This window comes from Fimbriimonas sp. LA-C6, from assembly GCF_055398105.1.
Genome location: NZ_AP038796.1, coordinates 2674871 through 2690046, shown reverse-complemented (window position 1 = coordinate 2690046; position 15176 = coordinate 2674871). Strand labels below are relative to the sequence as shown.

The window sequence follows — 15176 nt, the reverse complement described above, 5'->3', positions numbered from 1 at the left end:
TCTCAACTAAAACAAAAATTTCGGATCGTACGGAACCTCCGCAAGTCTTAAAAGCTCAACAAATTCCTCTCCAAAAGACTTGGACCAAATGGACGGAAACCCGGATCCGGAGCATCCCGAATGGGATGCCAGAAAGTAGCGGCGGGTCCCAAGACCCGCCGACAGCTCACCCGCTACTCCCCGACCCCGGTAGGCGTTCGCAGAATGCCCCTGTCTCAACTAAAACAAATACTTCGGATCATACGGAACCTCCGCAAGTCTTAAAAGCTCAACAAATTCCTCTCCAAAAGACTTGGACCAAATGGACGGAAACCCGGATCCGGAGCATCCCGAATGGGATGCCAGAAAGTAGCGGCGGGTCCCAAGACCCGCCGACAGCCAACCCGCTACTCCCCGACCCCGATAGGCGGTCGCAGAATGCCCCTGTCTCAACTAAAACAAATATTTCGGATCGTACGGAACCTCCGCAAGTCTTAAAAGCTCAACAAACTCCTCTTCAAAAGACTTGGATCGGTGATGCTCCGCCTGGTTCGCGATGTACTTGACGACACCCGCCGTTCGTTCCTGGCTGACTCCAAACGCGCCACAGCCCTCCTGCCATTCAAAGTACTGAATGCCCAACTCATCCCGAATCCAACGCGTAGATGACTTCTTCAATTCCCGAACAATATCGGACAAGCGGTGCGTAGCTTTTACACTCCCAAGGAGGTGAACGTGGTCTCGCACACCACCCACCTGCACTGGAACCACCCCAAGCCCATGGAGGGCACCCCCAAGATATTCATGCACACGCGGAAGTCCTGCCTCATCAAAGTAGGGATGTCGGTTCTTGGTGCTAAAAACAATATGGACGTTCAGATTGACGAAGGACCCTGCCATGACGATCCCATTCTGGCACCGCTCACAGCCCCAACTCTTCCCGAACCGCCCTCCCCAACGCCTTACTCACCGCCCAAACCGGCGCGGTCGACGTAAACGCTGCAGTAACCGCATGCAGAGTCCGCGGTGAAAACTGCGACTCCCGCGAGATGGCATAAATCGCATCCCAACGGTCCGGCCGAAACTTCGACTTAAAAGCATCCAGACCATCAAAGTTATAAAACCGCTTCCCATGCGCCCGAGTCCACGCAAGCACCGCCCTGAGCCACAAAGGGCTCGCAGCGCCATAGTCAACATTCTGCGAAAGCGGCACGATTCCCATCGTCACCATGGAGGCAGCCTCAATAGCATCAACCGCATAAGCGAGAGTCAGCTCAATAGCCCCATTCGGAGCCTCTCTCCCTCTCACAAACTGCTCAGTCAGCCACGTCTGCTGGTTCATGCTAGGGGCAAGGACCACAAAACTAACCGGCTTACCCTCCCGAAGACCCACGAAAAGCCGCCGGTCCATCAGCCGGTCCAGGGTGTTAGGTTCAACCAAAAAGTGCATGGTCGGAAAGCGCCTCGTCTCAAGCCACTCGTCCAAGATGCGCCGAAGCTCAGGGTTGCTCACCGCCTGCTCACTAGGCCACTCCTCCACGGTCACGCCCTTGTTCAAGGCTCGGTTCAACTGCTGCCTCAAAGATCGATCAGAACGGGCGGACAAAGAAAACGACCGAGGACTCCAAACCGGCTGAGCCCCTAAAACGACCGTCGAGTACTCCTTCTGATCACTCAACAGGCGATGCAACCGCTCTTCGGCACCGAAATAGCACGTCTGCTTGGCAAATCCAGACCACTCCTCAATCACTGAAGGCAGCCTCTCCTTACTACAAACCGGCGCACCCGCCACCACATGCACGCCATACCTACGCACATAACCCACCACAGCATCGCCCTGCCCGGAGAACCAAAGATCAATGCCTGGGTTCAAAATCTGGTAGCAGGTGGTGTTCCAGCCGTGTTGCAGCACCAGTTTCCTGGCGTGATCAAAGGAGGTGTTCGTGTCTGCAAGCTACCCCATCATCCGCCTAACTTAGTATTGTCCCTGAGCCTATCGAACGTTTCGTTCCGGTGCTTTTCGCCCCAAAGCAGGAGGCCATACACCGTAAACTGTTCTCATATATGAAAAACGAATTGCTCGGCTTGCACCACATGACTGCTTTCTGCGGCGACCCGCAGCAAAATGTGGATTTCTATACTCAGACGCTCGGCTTAAGGCTCGTGAAGCTCACCGTTAACTTCGACGACCCCAGCGTGTACCACCTGTACTACGGCGACGGCGCAGGCACGCCTGGCACCATCCTCACCTTCTTCCCATACAGCGGACAGAAAGGGCGACACGGCACAGGTCAGCTCACCGTCACCAGCCTCAACATCCGCCCCAGCTCGGTGGACTATTGGACAGAGCGCGTCGGCGGCCTAGAGTTCGAGGACCCAGACGGCATCATGTACCGCTTAGTGCCAGATGCTGGCTACACAGACCCCGTCCCAGTCCCCGGATCGCCCGTGCCCTACGAGCACGCCATCGGTCGAATCCACTCCGTGTTGCTCGATGAAAAGAGCGGCATTGCCACCGAAACCACCCTGGTAGAAATCATGGGCTTCAAAAAGATGGGTACGGAGTACAACGTCTCCACCTACTCAATCGGCAAGGGCGGAGCAGGCAACATCGTGCAAGTTCGCGAGCAAAAAGACGGCGTGACCGGACGGGGCGGAATCGGCGCAGTACACCATATCGCCTTCCGAGTGGCCGACGACGAGACGCAAGGCGAGTGGCGCACGCACCTAACGGGTGAGGGCTACCACGTGAGCCCCGTCATGGATCGCGACTACTTCCACTCCATCTACTTCCGAGAGGCCGGAGGAGTACTGTTCGAGCTTGCAACCGATCCCCCAGGATTCACTGCCGACGAGAAGCTGGAAAATCTGGGTACAGCCCTCAAGCTGCCTCCCCAGTTCGAGCCACACCGCGAAGAGCTCACCAAGATGCTGCCTCCTTTGGTTCTGCCTGGCGTTAGGAGCGTGAAATGAGCTTTAAATTCCTTCACGAACCAGGCGACCCAACGCTCGTCATGCTCCACGGCACCGGTGGCAACGAAGTAGAGATGCTCGATTTCGGCAAGAAACTGCTCCCAGGCGTCGGCTACCTGTCGCCCAGAGGCAACGAGCCCGAGCACGGAATGAACCGCTGGTTCCGACGAATGGGTGAGGGGGTGTTCGACATCCCCAACCTAATCGAACGAACGCATGAACTGGCCGACTTCCTAGACGAGACCCTCCCAGCAACCAAGCGCTACCTGGTCGGCTTCTCAAACGGAGCCAACATAGCAGCAGCAATGCTCCTCCTCCGCCCAGAATCCCTGGACGGAGCAGCCCTGCTAGCCCCCATGGTCCCGCTAGTGCCCGATTCGCTCCCCGCTCTCAACGGCAAACCGGTCTTCATGTCCTACGCAGACAACGACCCCATCGTGCCTCTAGAGAACGTCCTGCGACTCAAGTCAATGCTAGAACAAGCCGGAGCAAACGTCAGCGCAACCGAACACTCAGGCGGCCACTCCCTAACCCCCGGAACCTTCCGGTGCGTTCAAGATTGGCTAGCGTCTCTGACCGAGGAATAACTCCCCCCCCATCGCCCCTAACCCCAGGCCCGCCGAAAAACGCCGCCCCCATTCCCCCTCTCCTTCGTCCCCGAGGGAGAGATACCGGGGGTGAGGGTGGACAACCGGCCAAGTCACCTGAACGCGAAGCAAAGGCTCAAGTCGTCCACATTCGTACCCTCCCTTACTATCTCCAAGACGAGCACAACTAGGAATAAGCTGTCTGGTTCGACTACCGCTCGAACATTAACAGCGTGCTGTCTGCGTAATCTATCCCAGCCGAAGAGATTTGGCTATGCTGTTTCCTACCCCCAAGGAAACATGCCTGTGAAATGCGTCGAAAATTGTGGACACCCATTGTTTCTTCTTGGAGAAAATGGAAATCTTGACAAGACGCAGTGATAACCGTGATTTCAAGGTGTCGGTTTGTCAGTTAATTCTTGCAGGCCGCAGTTCACCTGGCTCCACAGTCGGAGAGGTTGGAGAGACAAGCATATGTTAATTCATGAGCGTCAGCTCTGAAAAGGTCCCAGCCCCAAATGGGACAATCCGTGCGAACGAATGGAGTAGCCCGAATAAACATATACACCCCACTCACAATTCAGACCCCAACCCCAGCCCCGAACGGGGCGCTCCGTGCTAGCGAAGGACGCAGTCCTGGTAACCAAACCACCAAACCCAAAGTGCTGAAAGCGCGCTCCCCATCCCCTCCGAAGCATCCCTCATGAGGTGCCAAACGTTAGCAATGACACCACAAATCCCGAGAGCTTATAAACCACTCAAAAACAGGAAAAACAGAGAAAAAACACCCAAAAAAGACCAAATTTTAGTACTATAAACTCCCTGAAAAACCTCTCTCAAACAAGCCCCAGCAAGAGAAATCCCCCGAACACAACTCGGACAACCAGGTTCAAACCCAGCCCAAATCCCTACCCCACCAAAACCCGTTCCGTAACATCACACACAAGGCCAAAACCTCAAGAACGTTGAAAATCGAATTTCCGCAAAAAATTCTGAAAACCAAAATTTTCAGAACACCTCACCCCACCAATCGGTGGAGGAGGGCATATTGCAAGAGCATGATCGTCTTGGCATCCTGGATCTGGCCACTGGCGATCATGCCATGCGCCTCGTTCAAAGGTAGCTCAATCACTTCGATGTCCTCAGACTCACCGACGACGCCACCGCCATCATTGACTTTGTCTTGAGACTGGTACTCACCGACAAAGAAGTACAACTTCTCAGTAACAGACCCCGGGCTCATGTAAGCCTCAAAGACCTTCTGAACCTGTGAAATCCGAAATCCGGTCTCCTCTTCCGTCTCCCGTTTGATGCAGTCCTCCGGGCTGTCGGCATCCAGCAAGCCGGCACAGACCTCGATCAACATCCCATCCGAACAGCCGTTCGAGTAGGCCGGATAGCGAAACTGTCGAGTCAAGATGACAGTCCCTCGTTCGCGGTTGTACAGCAAAATCGCCGCTCCATTCCCGCGATCATAAGCCTCGCGATTCTGAGTCTGCCAGGTCCCATCACTGCGCAAATAATCAAACGTCGCCTTTCGCAAAGTGTACCAGTTGTCCGAAAGGACCTCAATGTTCTGAATCCGCACGCGAGGGTTGTTCATATCGGTTGTTCTCAAAAGTGCTTCACGTCCCATGCACTGGTCTGCCAGTGGTCCAGCACATGCTCTTTGGAAACCCACTGGGGAAGGTCCATCACCAGCTCCGCCGCCAGCCCCTGAACATGAGGCTCATACTGAGATCGGATCTCACGAAGCCGCTTCAACGCATCCGCATCTCGCGCAATCCGAATCCCAGTGGGATCTATTTGCTGGAGAATCGCCTCAAAACCGGCTTCATCTAACCGGGCAGGCGAAGGTTCGATGGGCTTGGCATCGAGGATGTACGCTAGGTCTACCACCACATGTCGCAGCATCGCAAAAGTCGCTTGCGCTTGGAATCGCAGACGCGCGCACCAGGGGGCATCATGTTCGGAGCCGCAGGTGATCAACGCACAGGTGTCCATCACGGCAGTCAACGATCGGAGCCATGACTGGTCGTCATGCTGAGACCGATAGTAGGCCAGGATCGGATAGCTCAGGTAGCTCTCCAGCAACTGCGCACCAAAGATCTCCCAGTCCTTCAAAAGATCGGAGAGCATCTCCATGCACCCAGCTTCGGCATGGCGGCGGACCAACTCACACGCCTTCGGATCGGAGCCAGCCTTGCTATCTAGCAGGATCAATGTCGTCTCGCGGCGTGAGAACGCAGAATAGATCACCGGAACATATCCGATGATCAAGGCCAGAAATCCGAGTCCGATGCCAGACTCCATCACCGCAAGTATCCGACCCACGCCGTCTGTCGGCACGACATCGCCGTACCCGACGGTGAACATCGTCACTCCACTGAAATACAGGTATCTGACAAAACCATCTGGCCCAGCACTATCCGTCAGTTTCTCCCCAAGTCCCCAGTGGATCAGGGCGAAACCGGTGACGATCCCTCCCAACCAGAGCGCAATGAGCATCACCAACGTGATGGGCGCAAATGCGGCGAGAAAGTTTGAGCGCCGGCGAACACTCTTGAGTTGTCCGATGCGGGTGTAGATCCATCCCGAAAACTCGATCCACAAGAAGGAAAGCCGGATCGACCGCTTCACTGTGCGGGGGAGAACGATAAATTCAAACGCCTCCCAAAGGATGATGAGCACCAACAAGGCACCAACTATTGCAACGATCGTCACGAAGCAAGTTTAGCCGCCAAATTCGCTGTCACAATTAGTAGGTATATGTCTGCTCTTCTTGATCTCGAAACCCTTAACCCGGAACAGCGCGAAGCCGTGGTGTATCCGGCGGGACCTCTGCTTATCTTCGCAGGGGCGGGATCAGGGAAGACGAGGGTCATCACTTACCGAATTGCAAGGTTGATCAACGAAGGGGTCCACCCCAGTCGGATCCTGGCCGTCACCTTTACCAACAAGGCCGCACGCGAGATGCGTGAACGGGTTGAAGCATTGGTTGGGGATGCTGCTTTGAAGATGTGGATCGGCACCTTCCACTCCCTGTGCTCTCGAATCCTGCGCATTGATGGGAAGCATATTGGTATCGACCCGAACTTCGTGATCTACGATGACAGCGATCAGCTGTCCCTCATCCGAGAGGTGTTCAAGGCTAAGAACATCGACGACAAGTCGATCCAACCACGGAACGTCCTCAACGGGATCTCCAACGCAAAAGAGAAGCTGCTGAGCCCGGAAAAGTTCGCTGAGCAGGCAACTGGGTTCTTCGAGCGGATTGTGGCGGATGTTTACAAGTCGTACAACGCCCTCCTCAAGAAGTCAAACGCTCTCGATTTTGATGACATTCTGTACTACACCAACCGGCTTTTAGAGCAGCGAGAAGATGTGCGTGCCAAGTACCAGGAACGGTTTCTGCATGTGTTGGTGGACGAGTATCAAGACGTCAACTTCTCTCAGTACAACGTCGTTCACCTGCTCGCAGGTCTGCACAAGAACATCGTGGTAGTCGGTGATGACGACCAGTCGATCTATGCTTGGAGAGGTGCCGATGTCTCGCTGATCCTCAAGTTTGGAAGCGATTACCCAGACGCGAAGATCGTCAAACTGGAGCGGAACTATCGCTCGACCAAGACCATTCTCGGTGCAGCCAACGCGATCATCCAGCACAACCGATCTCGTGCTCGGAAGGAGTTGTGGACGGATAACGGAGAGGGTGTACCGCTCACGCTGACTCAAGCTGGGACGGAGCAGGACGAAGGCATGATGATCGCGGATCGGATCTTGAAAGAGGTTCGTACCGGGCGACGGAACTATCGCGATTTCGCGATCCTGTACCGCACCAACGCCCAAAGCCGATCCATGGAAGAGGCGTTCCTCACGAACCGAATCCCCCACGTGTTGGTGGGTGGTCAGAGGTTCTATGAGCGCAAGGAAATCAAGGACATCATCGCGTACCTCCGGCTGGTGAACAACACGTTGGATGACGTCTCGTTCCGCCGCGCCATCAACACCCCCACACGCGGCATCGGACCGGGGGCGATGGAGAAGTTGGAGAAGTGGGCTAACGAGCGAACAGCGTCCCTGTGGAGCGCTGCAAATGACCAAGAGGTTCAGAGTTCGCTTCCTAAAAAGACAGGTTCGTCTCTGCGAGGCTTTGTACTTGCCATTACTGAGGCTCAAGAGCTGAGTGAGCGTGGTGCTGTCACCCCGGTCTTAAGGGCGCTATTTACGAGTAGCGGTTATGTGGACATGCTGAAAGCGGAGCACTCCCAGGAAGCGCTTGGACGTCTTGAGAACCTTCAGGAACTGCTGAACGTGACCAGCGAGTACGACGCAACCACTGAAGAAGCTTCCCTGACGGGATTCTTGGAATCGGTTTCTTTGGTGGCCGATGTCGATGCGCTGACCGATACCAGTGATGCCGTCACTCTCATGACGCTTCACTCAGCAAAAGGACTGGAGTTCCCGGTTGTGTTCATTGCGGGTCTTGAGGAGGGTGTATTCCCGCATTCACGCTCGCTGAATAGTGATACAGAGATCGAAGAGGAGCGCCGACTGGCTTATGTGGGGATGACTCGGGCTCGTGAGGAGCTTCACCTGTTCCATGCGCACCGAAGATCGCTCTATGGAACTCCCAACTTCAATCGCCGATCTCGATTTGTGGATGACATTCCCGACACGATGCTCGATACCCAAATCAACACCAGCGTTGGGGGTGGGGCCATTCGCAGCGTGTACCAGGAGCGCGGAGGGAACTACACCGTGACCGAGCCACGAGCGGTGGTGATGGAGCCTACAACCAAGCAGAAGCCTCAATGGAAGGCACCGTTTGATGTGGGACAGCGTGTGAAGCACGGAAAGTTTGGGATTGGAGTTGTGGTTGCGTGTAGCCCGATTCGAGACGATGTCGAGGTGACGGTGGCGTTTCCTGGCGTTGTGGGAGTCAAGAAGCTGGTCCAAAAGCTGGCCAAACTGGAAGCCATCTAGAGATCGTTAGGTCTTAACATTGCGAGGTTTACAGTCACTGAATGGTAAGTATCAGTTTTTTGCGATTTCCTACACATAAAGGCGTTGAGATGGAAGAGGTCACTAAAGAAAATAGCCCCTCGTTCCTATCCATTAATTAATAAAGCGCACAGAACGAATTAGAGGCGCAGAGCAACAATCTCTCCACCGCTGAGCCGCACACTCAGCGGTTTTTTTTGTTTGCTTGCTACATTATTGGCAAAACATCCTACAACCAGTGCATTCCGACCCTAAAAGGGCGTTGAATGATTATCAGTACGCTCGGACACAAGTCTTAGAACAGCGAAGCGTAGAGCAACGATCTTCTCCTCCGCCGACCCCACGGGCCGGCGGTATTTTTTTCTTAACAATTCACAGGTCTTTCTGGCCGGTTGTTTCGGATCGTTTTTCAAGACAGATATTCCATAGAGTGATCCAAAACATTCTAAGGCTGCACCCCAGAATTGAGCATTAATTGCAGGTGTGCTACATCCTGCCAGGATCCGAATTTTTCGACGGCTTGTTTGTACCTTCCGACCTCGACAAATCCGAGCTGTTCATGAAGGTCGATACTCCCGAGATTCGTCGCATCGATCCGGGCGATGATGGAGCGGAGCCCTAAGCTATGCCCTTCTTCTACGAGCTTGGTCAGCAGGAGCCGTCCTAATCCCTGACGCTGATATTCCGGTGCGATATAGACTGAGTTTTCGGCTGTGAAGCGATATCCGGTTTTGTCGCTGTATTGGCTGAGTGATCCCCAGCCCGTTACTATGTCGTCGTCTGAAGCGGATACGAGTACCGGAAACCCGATCTTCTGGCGCTCAGACAGCCAGTCTAATCGCGATTTTATCGACACTGGTTCGTGGTCGGCTGTGGCGAAGGTATGGAGAACGGCGTGGTTGTAGATCTCCACGATACGCGGGATGTCTCCGGTTTCTGCCGTACGAACCCTCATGCTTAGTGACTATTCTCCATATCTTGCGAAGCGATGTAAATGGTTACAAGGCATCTGCGGTAGTGATTTGGTATGTCGACTTCGCCTTAGCTGATCGATTCATAGGCAGTTGTAAGATCTTGCCTAACATTCTTCATTAGACTATATATACGATCAACTACTATTCTTTTATGGAGTCATAGTAGTTGCTACCATGAAATTTGACAGTCATCGTAGAGCGTTCACACTCATTGAGTTGCTCGTTGTCATCGCAATCATTGCTATTCTCGCGGCGATTCTGTTCCCTGTATTTGCTCAGGCAAAGGCGGCTGCGAAGCAGTCCGTTGGGCTTTCCAATGTTCGCCAGATTGGAACCGGCTACCTGCTCTATCTCCAGGACACGGATGATCGGTATCCACCTCACGTCACCGAAAGAACGGCACCCGTGGGGACACCTGATACGGCTGATGCCCGAGCACCTTACTCGTACCGTATCAAGCTCGATCCTTACATCAAGAGCCAAGCCATCTTCAAAGACCCGTCTGCGGTGGCCTGGCCGGCTCCTGCGCCGGGTAAGTGGTACAGCACGGACTACGGGAACAATCACAATGAATCGAAGCTCCCTGCGGCGGCTCAGCAGCAGTGGTACATCGACAATCCGGATTTTGGATTTAACGATGATGTGACTCAGACCAGTTTGGCGAGTCCTGCAAGCTTCATCATTCTGGGAGACGCCGGTCGGGCAAGTGGTCAGCCATCTCGCGGCGGACTTTATCCGCAGCCTTGGGCCTTTGATGACTCTGCGTTGCCCGATTCGAAGCAGCAGGCTCGTCTATTGCCCCGCCACAAGGGAGGAGCCAACATCGATTATGCGGATGGCCACGCGAAGTGGACACGCATCGAAAGGACGTGGCGATCTTATACGGACAACGATTGGCGCCGAAACCCGGTAGCCAATTAAGCTGAAACTTTGCCCCAAGCCCCTGTTATCGTGCATGGAAGCTTGGGGCACTGATACAATGGACAAATGCTTTCCAGTCGGGCCCGATACGCTACGCGCGCAATCTTAGATCTGTGCATGCGTGAAAATGAGGGTCCGATTCTGGTTCAGGACATTTCTGACCGGCAGAGCATCCCTCTCAAATTTCTCCAGCAGATCTTGATTGATCTTAAGCAGGCTGGTTTTGTCCAGAGCCGGAAGGGGCCTGGTGGTGGCTATCTGCTTTCTCAGAAGCCTGAATCGATCACACTTGGTCAGGTTCTTCGAGCGATGGACGGTCCAGTGATTGATCTTAGTTGCAACGTGACGACCCAGTTCAACGAGTGCGGATGTCCCAATCCTGCTGTTTGCGCTTTGCGTGTGTCGTTTGTTGAGCTTGCTGATGCGATGAGTGAAGTTCTGGAGCGAACAACGTTTGCGCAGTTACGGGATCGACAAATTACTGCAGAACAGAACTCTGCAAGCGTATTGGATTTCGTTATTTAGTCGAAACCCATCCAAAGCCACGAATTATTAGGCGCCAGGCCTTCTTGTGCCTATTTGCAGCCCTTTTATGAATACACTATTAGTTGATGGGATTAATAGACAATAAATCATCGGACCGCAAACGAACGGGGCGCCTCTACATTGCACTAATTCCCGTCCTTTGTTTGGTTGGAATTGCCTTGTTTGGTAAGCGAGGGGATGGTAAGAGTGCTACGGACTCTAATAAGCAAGAAGTTCGAATTGGTTACTTCCCCAATGTCACTCATGCTCCCGCTCTCGTTGCGGTGGCGCACGGTGAGCTGAAAGGGCGGCTGCCTGACTATAAGCTGACTACGCGCGTGGTGAACGCCGGTCCTGAAGCGATGGAGGCACTGCTTGCAGGTGAGTTGGACTTTAGCTATGTGGGTCCTAGTCCTGCGATCAACACTTACATCAAGTCGAAGGGCGCAGCGCTGGAGTTGATTTCGGGAGTCTGTTCGGGTGGGGCATCGCTGATCAGTCGTAAGGATGTGGTGATCAAGTCGGTGAAGGATCTGGACGGGAAGCGCGTTGCGATTCCGCAGATTGGGGGGACCCAGGACGTTTCTCTTCGCCACTTTTTAGCTGAGAACGGGTTGAAATCGAAGGAACAGGGTGGGACTGTTGAGATCATTCCCGTGAAGAACCCCGATATTCTGGCCTTGTTCTTACAGAAACAGATTGATGCTGCTTGGGTGCCCGAGCCTTGGAGTTCGAAGCTGAAGCATGACACCGGTGCCGTAACCGTGGTGGACGAGCGCGACCTGTGGCCGAATCACAAGTTCCCGACTACTGTTTTGGTTGTGCGCAAGGCCTACGCGGAGACTCATCCTCAGGTCGTTCAGGAGGTGCTGGCTGCAAACCTGGATGCTATTGACTGGATTTCCAAGAACGAGGCAGAGGCTCAGGGGCTGGTGAATGCTGAACTGAAGCGGCTGACGGGCAAGTCGCTGGCGGACTCGGTTTTGAAGGAGGCCTGGACGAAGGTGAGCTTCACGGACGATCCCGACGAAGCTGGCGTGAAGGCGTTTGTCAATGCGGCGGTTCAGGCAGGATATATTGATGCTGCGAAGGCTGATGTGAAGGCCTTGGTGAATACCACTGAACTTCAGAAAGCGAAAACTCTCAAGGGTTCTAAAACCAAGTGAGTCTCAAGACAAAGCTTGAGATCAAGGGACTTCACAAGCGGTTTGCCAGCGACAACGGTGAAACGATTGCCCTCCAGGATGTTTCGATTGACGTCCGGGAGGGTGAGTTTCTTATGTTGGTGGGGCCGTCCGGATGCGGCAAATCGACTCTGCTGAACATCATTGCAGGGTTGGAGAAGCCCGATTCGGGAGAGGTTCTGATTGATTCGAAGCCTCTTAGTGGCCCAGGTCCTGACCGAGCGCTTGTCTTTCAGGATGGGGCACTGTTCCCGTGGTTGTCTGTGAGAAAGAACGTTGAGTTCGGGTTGCTTCAGACTCCGCTCTCTTCCAAGGACCGAACGGACAAGGCGCGGCAATACTTGGCGATGGTTGGCCTGGGGGCTTTTGAGAATCACTCGATTCATGAACTTTCGGGCGGTATGAGGCAGCGCGTTGCGATTGCCCGTGCGTTGGCTCTGGAGCCTCAGGTGGTGTTGATGGACGAGCCGTTCTCAGCATTAGACGCGATCACTCGGGAAGACCTTTATGTCCAGCTTCAGGAGCTGTGGCAGGGGCGGACCACGACGGTGATCTTTGTGACGCACAACGTTCGCGAGGCTGTGACGCTGGGGGACCGGGTGGTGTTGATGTCGCCGCGTCCTGGGCGTGTGCAGTCGATTTTCGACGTACGTATCCTTCGCCCGAGGGAGATTGATGATGCGGATGTGGCTCGGATGGCCAAGCACATCTCTTTGACCATGAAGTTGGGTCCTGTGGAAGCCGAGACGTCTCTCACGGCTCTGAATATATGAAGCTGGCACGCCGTAGTCTTTTTCTTTTGTCTGTTCTTCTCGTTTGGGAAGGCGTGGTCCGGCTGCATGTTTGGAATTCCACTTTGTTTCCGTCTCCTTTAGAGGTGTTGGACACCTTGAGGCGGCTTGCTGTGAGTGGGACCTTGCTGGATGCAACTTCGCTGAGTTTGCGACGGCTCCTTTCTGGCTATCTCATATCGCTTGCCCTGGGGATTCCTTTAGGTGTGTTGGGAGCAAGGTCTCAGTTCTTTAAGGACACGTTTGGGTCGATCATTTCGGCGTTTCAATCGTTGCCGAGTATTTGCTGGCTTCCCCTAGCGCTGTTGTGGTTTGGGTTGAATGACAGCGCTATCTTGTTTGTGGTGGTGATGGGGTCGTTCGTTTCGATTGCCACTGCTGTTGAGGATGGGGTGCGGAATTTGCCCCCTTCGTACATTTTTGCTGCTCGTACGATGGGTGTGAAGGGGTGGCCTTTATACACTCGGGTTTTGTTGCCAGCCTCGTTGCCCTCGCTGTTGATTGGGGCCAAGTTGGGGTGGTCTTATGCCTGGCGTGCTTTGATGGCGGGTGAGTTGTTGTTTGTCAACCTGGGTTTAGGGCACCTGCTGATGATGGGGCGCGAGCTTGCAGACATGAGCCAAGTGTTAGCAATCATGATTGTGATCATGGCGCTGGGACTGTTCGCGGATAGTTTGATTTTTGGGACGATTGAGCGTCAGGTTCGGGTTAGTCGGGGCTTGGACAAGGCTTAGACATGAAAGTCAAACCGTTTCCTTTGCAATGTGTAAGGAAACGGTTCTGACAGGTCTATTTTTTTACTTCTGGTTTGACTTCTAAACTGTTAGTTAGGGTTTGTTTGGCGCCGACGATTGTCATTTCCTTTTTCACGACATCTTCTGCATGGGCTTTTAGATCTGCTTTGTAAACGTAGCCAGTGAGGGTGACTTTATCGTTGGTGGAGTCTACGTTTATGGAGTTTCTTGAGTCGTTTAGCATGGCGTCTGCTGTGATAGCTGTCTTGAGGCGAGGGGTGAGCAGGGTTGCTGCTCCTACATCGCCAGCCGATTCTTTCGCTGATTCGCTCATATCCTTTGTGGCATTGCTCGCGGAGTCCATTCCTTTTTTGGCAGCGTCAGCTGTTTGCTGAGCGTTGGACTGGACGTCCTTTGCGGCACCGTCTGCAGTATTGGAGCAGCCGACTGCGAGCAGCAGGGCACATATTCCGAGCGAGAATTTAAAATCTGTTTTCATTGTTGAGTCTCCTAAAGTGTTGCGTTGCAAATTTAATATTTAGCAACGGGATCGCTGCAATCCATCGAGTCTTCGAGCGCGATGTCGAGTTGTTTGTCTTTCAAGACTGCTTCCTTGACCCTCTTCACTTTTCGTCTGAGGATCATGCCAACGTACGATAGGATCGCGGTTCCGGCGGCCGCACTTGCGGCCAGCACGACGCGACGCTTCATTGTGTTGCTGTGTCCCATAAAGGCTTGGACGTTTGCTTTCTTGCTTGGACAGGGATTCTTGCTGCAATCTTACAAGCACACGGACCATTCCTATAGTTAAAAGGGAACATGCGACTTATATCACCTGTCAAATCAACTATAGAGAATGCATCAAATCGTTTATTAAATAGCTAAGAGGTTCTCGTATTTGCATACATTAATTGATATAGGAGGACACCATGCGAAAACATACAGACACAGAATTTGATAAGGTTTATCAGCGTTCCTACACCAGGGTTTTTAATTTTGCACGCAGGTTGTGTGGCAACCAGGAGCATGCAGAAGATGTGACTCAGGAGACATTTATCCGAGCGTATAACGCGTTTGACAATATGCGCCGAGCGGACGGTGTTGAGCATTGGTTGATGAAGATTGCTCACAACGTCTTTATCGACCTCAAGCGACGTGAGAAGCGCCGGGTTGTGACTCAGTCTGAGAGTTCGATGAGTGAAGAGAACATGCTTGACTTGGTGGCCGACACCAAGTTAAACGTTGAGCAATTGCTGATGAGAGCCACTTTGGATCCCCATGTTGAGCGAACGCTTGCCTCTTTGGATCCTCAATCGATGGAGCTGATTGTGATGGCTTTTGTGGAGGAGCTACCGCATTCAGAGATCGCTTCTCGGCTTGGGATCCGCATGGGGAAGGTTCGTTCCCTGATCCATCGCACATGTTCTCAGTTACAGCGCAGTCTTGCCTTGCATGACGCACGTGGTCCGTGTTTGAACCCATAGAAACCGAGGGTGGGGAGGTG

Annotated in this window: 16 protein-coding genes; 9 read left to right on the top strand and 7 right to left on the bottom strand. The window is 53.6% G+C overall.

Annotation, left to right across the window (positions count from 1 at the left end):
- Positions 1 to 432 precede the first annotated feature (432 nt).
- Positions 433 to 879 (bottom strand): IS200/IS605 family transposase, encoded by a 447-nt coding sequence (locus ACZ51B_RS12505; RefSeq protein WP_464293665.1) that lies wholly within the window; start codon positions 877 to 879, stop codon positions 433 to 435.
- A gap of 22 nt (positions 880 to 901) precedes the next feature.
- Entirely contained in the window at positions 902 to 1891 is a 990-nt protein-coding gene (locus tag ACZ51B_RS12500) for a phosphatidylglycerol lysyltransferase domain-containing protein (protein ID WP_464293664.1), read from the bottom strand.
- Positions 1892 to 2043: 152 nt separating this feature from the next.
- Between ACZ51B_RS12500 and ACZ51B_RS12495 the strand changes: the two genes are divergently transcribed.
- Both ACZ51B_RS12495 and ACZ51B_RS12490 read left to right on the top strand, forming a co-directional pair.
- Positions 2044 to 2952, top strand: a complete 909-nt coding sequence (locus tag ACZ51B_RS12495; protein ID WP_464293663.1) for a ring-cleaving dioxygenase — start codon at positions 2044 to 2046, stop codon at positions 2950 to 2952.
- On the top strand, positions 2949 to 3539 hold the full coding sequence (locus tag ACZ51B_RS12490) for an alpha/beta hydrolase (RefSeq protein WP_464293662.1): 591 nt from the start codon (positions 2949 to 2951) through the stop codon (positions 3537 to 3539). Before ACZ51B_RS12495 ends, ACZ51B_RS12490 begins: the two co-directional genes overlap by 4 nt.
- A gap of 1018 nt (positions 3540 to 4557) precedes the next feature.
- On the opposite strand, the gene ACZ51B_RS12485 is transcribed toward ACZ51B_RS12490, so the two are convergent.
- Positions 4558 to 5142, bottom strand: coding sequence for an NUDIX domain-containing protein (locus tag ACZ51B_RS12485; protein WP_464293661.1), 585 nt, complete (start codon positions 5140 to 5142; stop codon positions 4558 to 4560).
- A gap of 11 nt (positions 5143 to 5153) precedes the next feature.
- On the bottom strand, positions 5154 to 6263 hold the full coding sequence (locus tag ACZ51B_RS12480; protein ID WP_464293660.1) for a potassium channel family protein: 1110 nt from the start codon (positions 6261 to 6263) through the stop codon (positions 5154 to 5156).
- A gap of 45 nt (positions 6264 to 6308) precedes the next feature.
- On the opposite strand from ACZ51B_RS12480, the gene pcrA reads away from it, so the two are divergent.
- Entirely contained in the window at positions 6309 to 8525 is a 2217-nt protein-coding gene (pcrA, locus tag ACZ51B_RS12475) for a DNA helicase PcrA (protein WP_464293659.1), read from the top strand.
- Positions 8526 to 8988: 463 nt separating this feature from the next.
- Here pcrA and ACZ51B_RS12470 read toward each other — a convergent pair whose 3' ends face one another.
- Entirely contained in the window at positions 8989 to 9498 is a 510-nt protein-coding gene (locus tag ACZ51B_RS12470) for an N-acetyltransferase family protein (protein WP_464293658.1), read from the bottom strand.
- 193 nt (positions 9499 to 9691) lie between these two features.
- Between ACZ51B_RS12470 and ACZ51B_RS12465 the strand changes: the two genes are divergently transcribed.
- The 5 genes from ACZ51B_RS12465 (at position 9692) to ACZ51B_RS12445 (ending at position 13672) form a co-directional block, all read left to right on the top strand.
- Entirely contained in the window at positions 9692 to 10438 is a 747-nt protein-coding gene (locus ACZ51B_RS12465; RefSeq protein WP_464293657.1) for a prepilin-type N-terminal cleavage/methylation domain-containing protein, read from the top strand.
- Positions 10439 to 10555: 117 nt separating this feature from the next.
- Complete coding sequence (locus ACZ51B_RS12460; RefSeq protein WP_464293656.1) at positions 10556 to 10963, top strand: RrF2 family transcriptional regulator; 408 nt, start codon at positions 10556 to 10558, stop codon at positions 10961 to 10963.
- A gap of 179 nt (positions 10964 to 11142) precedes the next feature.
- The gene (locus tag ACZ51B_RS12455; RefSeq protein WP_464293655.1) at positions 11143 to 12129 is read left to right on the top strand and encodes an ABC transporter substrate-binding protein; all 987 of its coding nucleotides are present in this window, start codon (positions 11143 to 11145) and stop codon (positions 12127 to 12129) included.
- On the top strand, positions 12126 to 12920 hold the full coding sequence (locus tag ACZ51B_RS12450; protein WP_464293654.1) for an ABC transporter ATP-binding protein: 795 nt from the start codon (positions 12126 to 12128) through the stop codon (positions 12918 to 12920). Before ACZ51B_RS12455 ends, ACZ51B_RS12450 begins: the two co-directional genes overlap by 4 nt.
- Positions 12917 to 13672: an ABC transporter permease gene (locus ACZ51B_RS12445; RefSeq protein WP_464293653.1), complete on the top strand. Its 756-nt coding sequence runs from the start codon at positions 12917 to 12919 to the stop codon at positions 13670 to 13672. Before ACZ51B_RS12450 ends, ACZ51B_RS12445 begins: the two co-directional genes overlap by 4 nt.
- A 55-nt stretch (positions 13673 to 13727) precedes the next feature.
- On the opposite strand, the gene ACZ51B_RS12440 is transcribed toward ACZ51B_RS12445, so the two are convergent.
- Both ACZ51B_RS12440 and ACZ51B_RS12435 read right to left on the bottom strand, forming a co-directional pair.
- Positions 13728 to 14171: a BON domain-containing protein gene (locus ACZ51B_RS12440; protein WP_464293652.1), complete on the bottom strand. Its 444-nt coding sequence runs from the start codon at positions 14169 to 14171 to the stop codon at positions 13728 to 13730.
- A 32-nt stretch (positions 14172 to 14203) separates the two neighbouring features.
- Positions 14204 to 14383 carry a hypothetical protein gene (locus tag ACZ51B_RS12435; protein ID WP_464293651.1) on the bottom strand — a complete coding sequence of 60 codons (180 nt, stop codon included), beginning with the start codon at positions 14381 to 14383 and terminating at the stop codon, positions 14204 to 14206.
- Positions 14384 to 14601: 218 nt separating this feature from the next.
- Between ACZ51B_RS12435 and ACZ51B_RS12430 the strand changes: the two genes are divergently transcribed.
- Positions 14602 to 15156, top strand: a complete 555-nt coding sequence (locus tag ACZ51B_RS12430; RefSeq protein ID WP_464293650.1) for an RNA polymerase sigma factor — start codon at positions 14602 to 14604, stop codon at positions 15154 to 15156.
- Positions 15157 to 15176 lie beyond the last annotated feature (20 nt).

What these genes read in the sequence shown, in the direction of transcription:
- ACZ51B_RS12440 (WP_464293652.1), bottom strand. Translation starts at nt 14,171, where the DNA reads ATGAAAACAGATTTTAAATTCTCGCTCGGAATATGTGCCCTGCTGCTC.
- pcrA (WP_464293659.1), top strand. Translation starts at nt 6,309, where the DNA reads ATGTCTGCTCTTCTTGATCTCGAAACCCTTAACCCGGAACAGCGCGAA.
- ACZ51B_RS12470 (WP_464293658.1), bottom strand. Translation starts at nt 9,498, where the DNA reads ATGAGGGTTCGTACGGCAGAAACCGGAGACATCCCGCGTATCGTGGAG.
- ACZ51B_RS12495 (WP_464293663.1), top strand. Translation starts at nt 2,044, where the DNA reads ATGAAAAACGAATTGCTCGGCTTGCACCACATGACTGCTTTCTGCGGC.
- ACZ51B_RS12465 (WP_464293657.1), top strand. Translation starts at nt 9,692, where the DNA reads ATGAAATTTGACAGTCATCGTAGAGCGTTCACACTCATTGAGTTGCTC.
- ACZ51B_RS12505 (WP_464293665.1), bottom strand. Translation starts at nt 879, where the DNA reads ATGGCAGGGTCCTTCGTCAATCTGAACGTCCATATTGTTTTTAGCACC.
- ACZ51B_RS12430 (WP_464293650.1), top strand. Translation starts at nt 14,602, where the DNA reads ATGCGAAAACATACAGACACAGAATTTGATAAGGTTTATCAGCGTTCC.
- ACZ51B_RS12490 (WP_464293662.1), top strand. Translation starts at nt 2,949, where the DNA reads ATGAGCTTTAAATTCCTTCACGAACCAGGCGACCCAACGCTCGTCATG.
- ACZ51B_RS12485 (WP_464293661.1), bottom strand. Translation starts at nt 5,142, where the DNA reads ATGAACAACCCTCGCGTGCGGATTCAGAACATTGAGGTCCTTTCGGAC.
- ACZ51B_RS12435 (WP_464293651.1), bottom strand. Translation starts at nt 14,383, where the DNA reads ATGAAGCGTCGCGTCGTGCTGGCCGCAAGTGCGGCCGCCGGAACCGCG.
- ACZ51B_RS12460 (WP_464293656.1), top strand. Translation starts at nt 10,556, where the DNA reads ATGCGTGAAAATGAGGGTCCGATTCTGGTTCAGGACATTTCTGACCGG.
- ACZ51B_RS12445 (WP_464293653.1), top strand. Translation starts at nt 12,917, where the DNA reads ATGAAGCTGGCACGCCGTAGTCTTTTTCTTTTGTCTGTTCTTCTCGTT.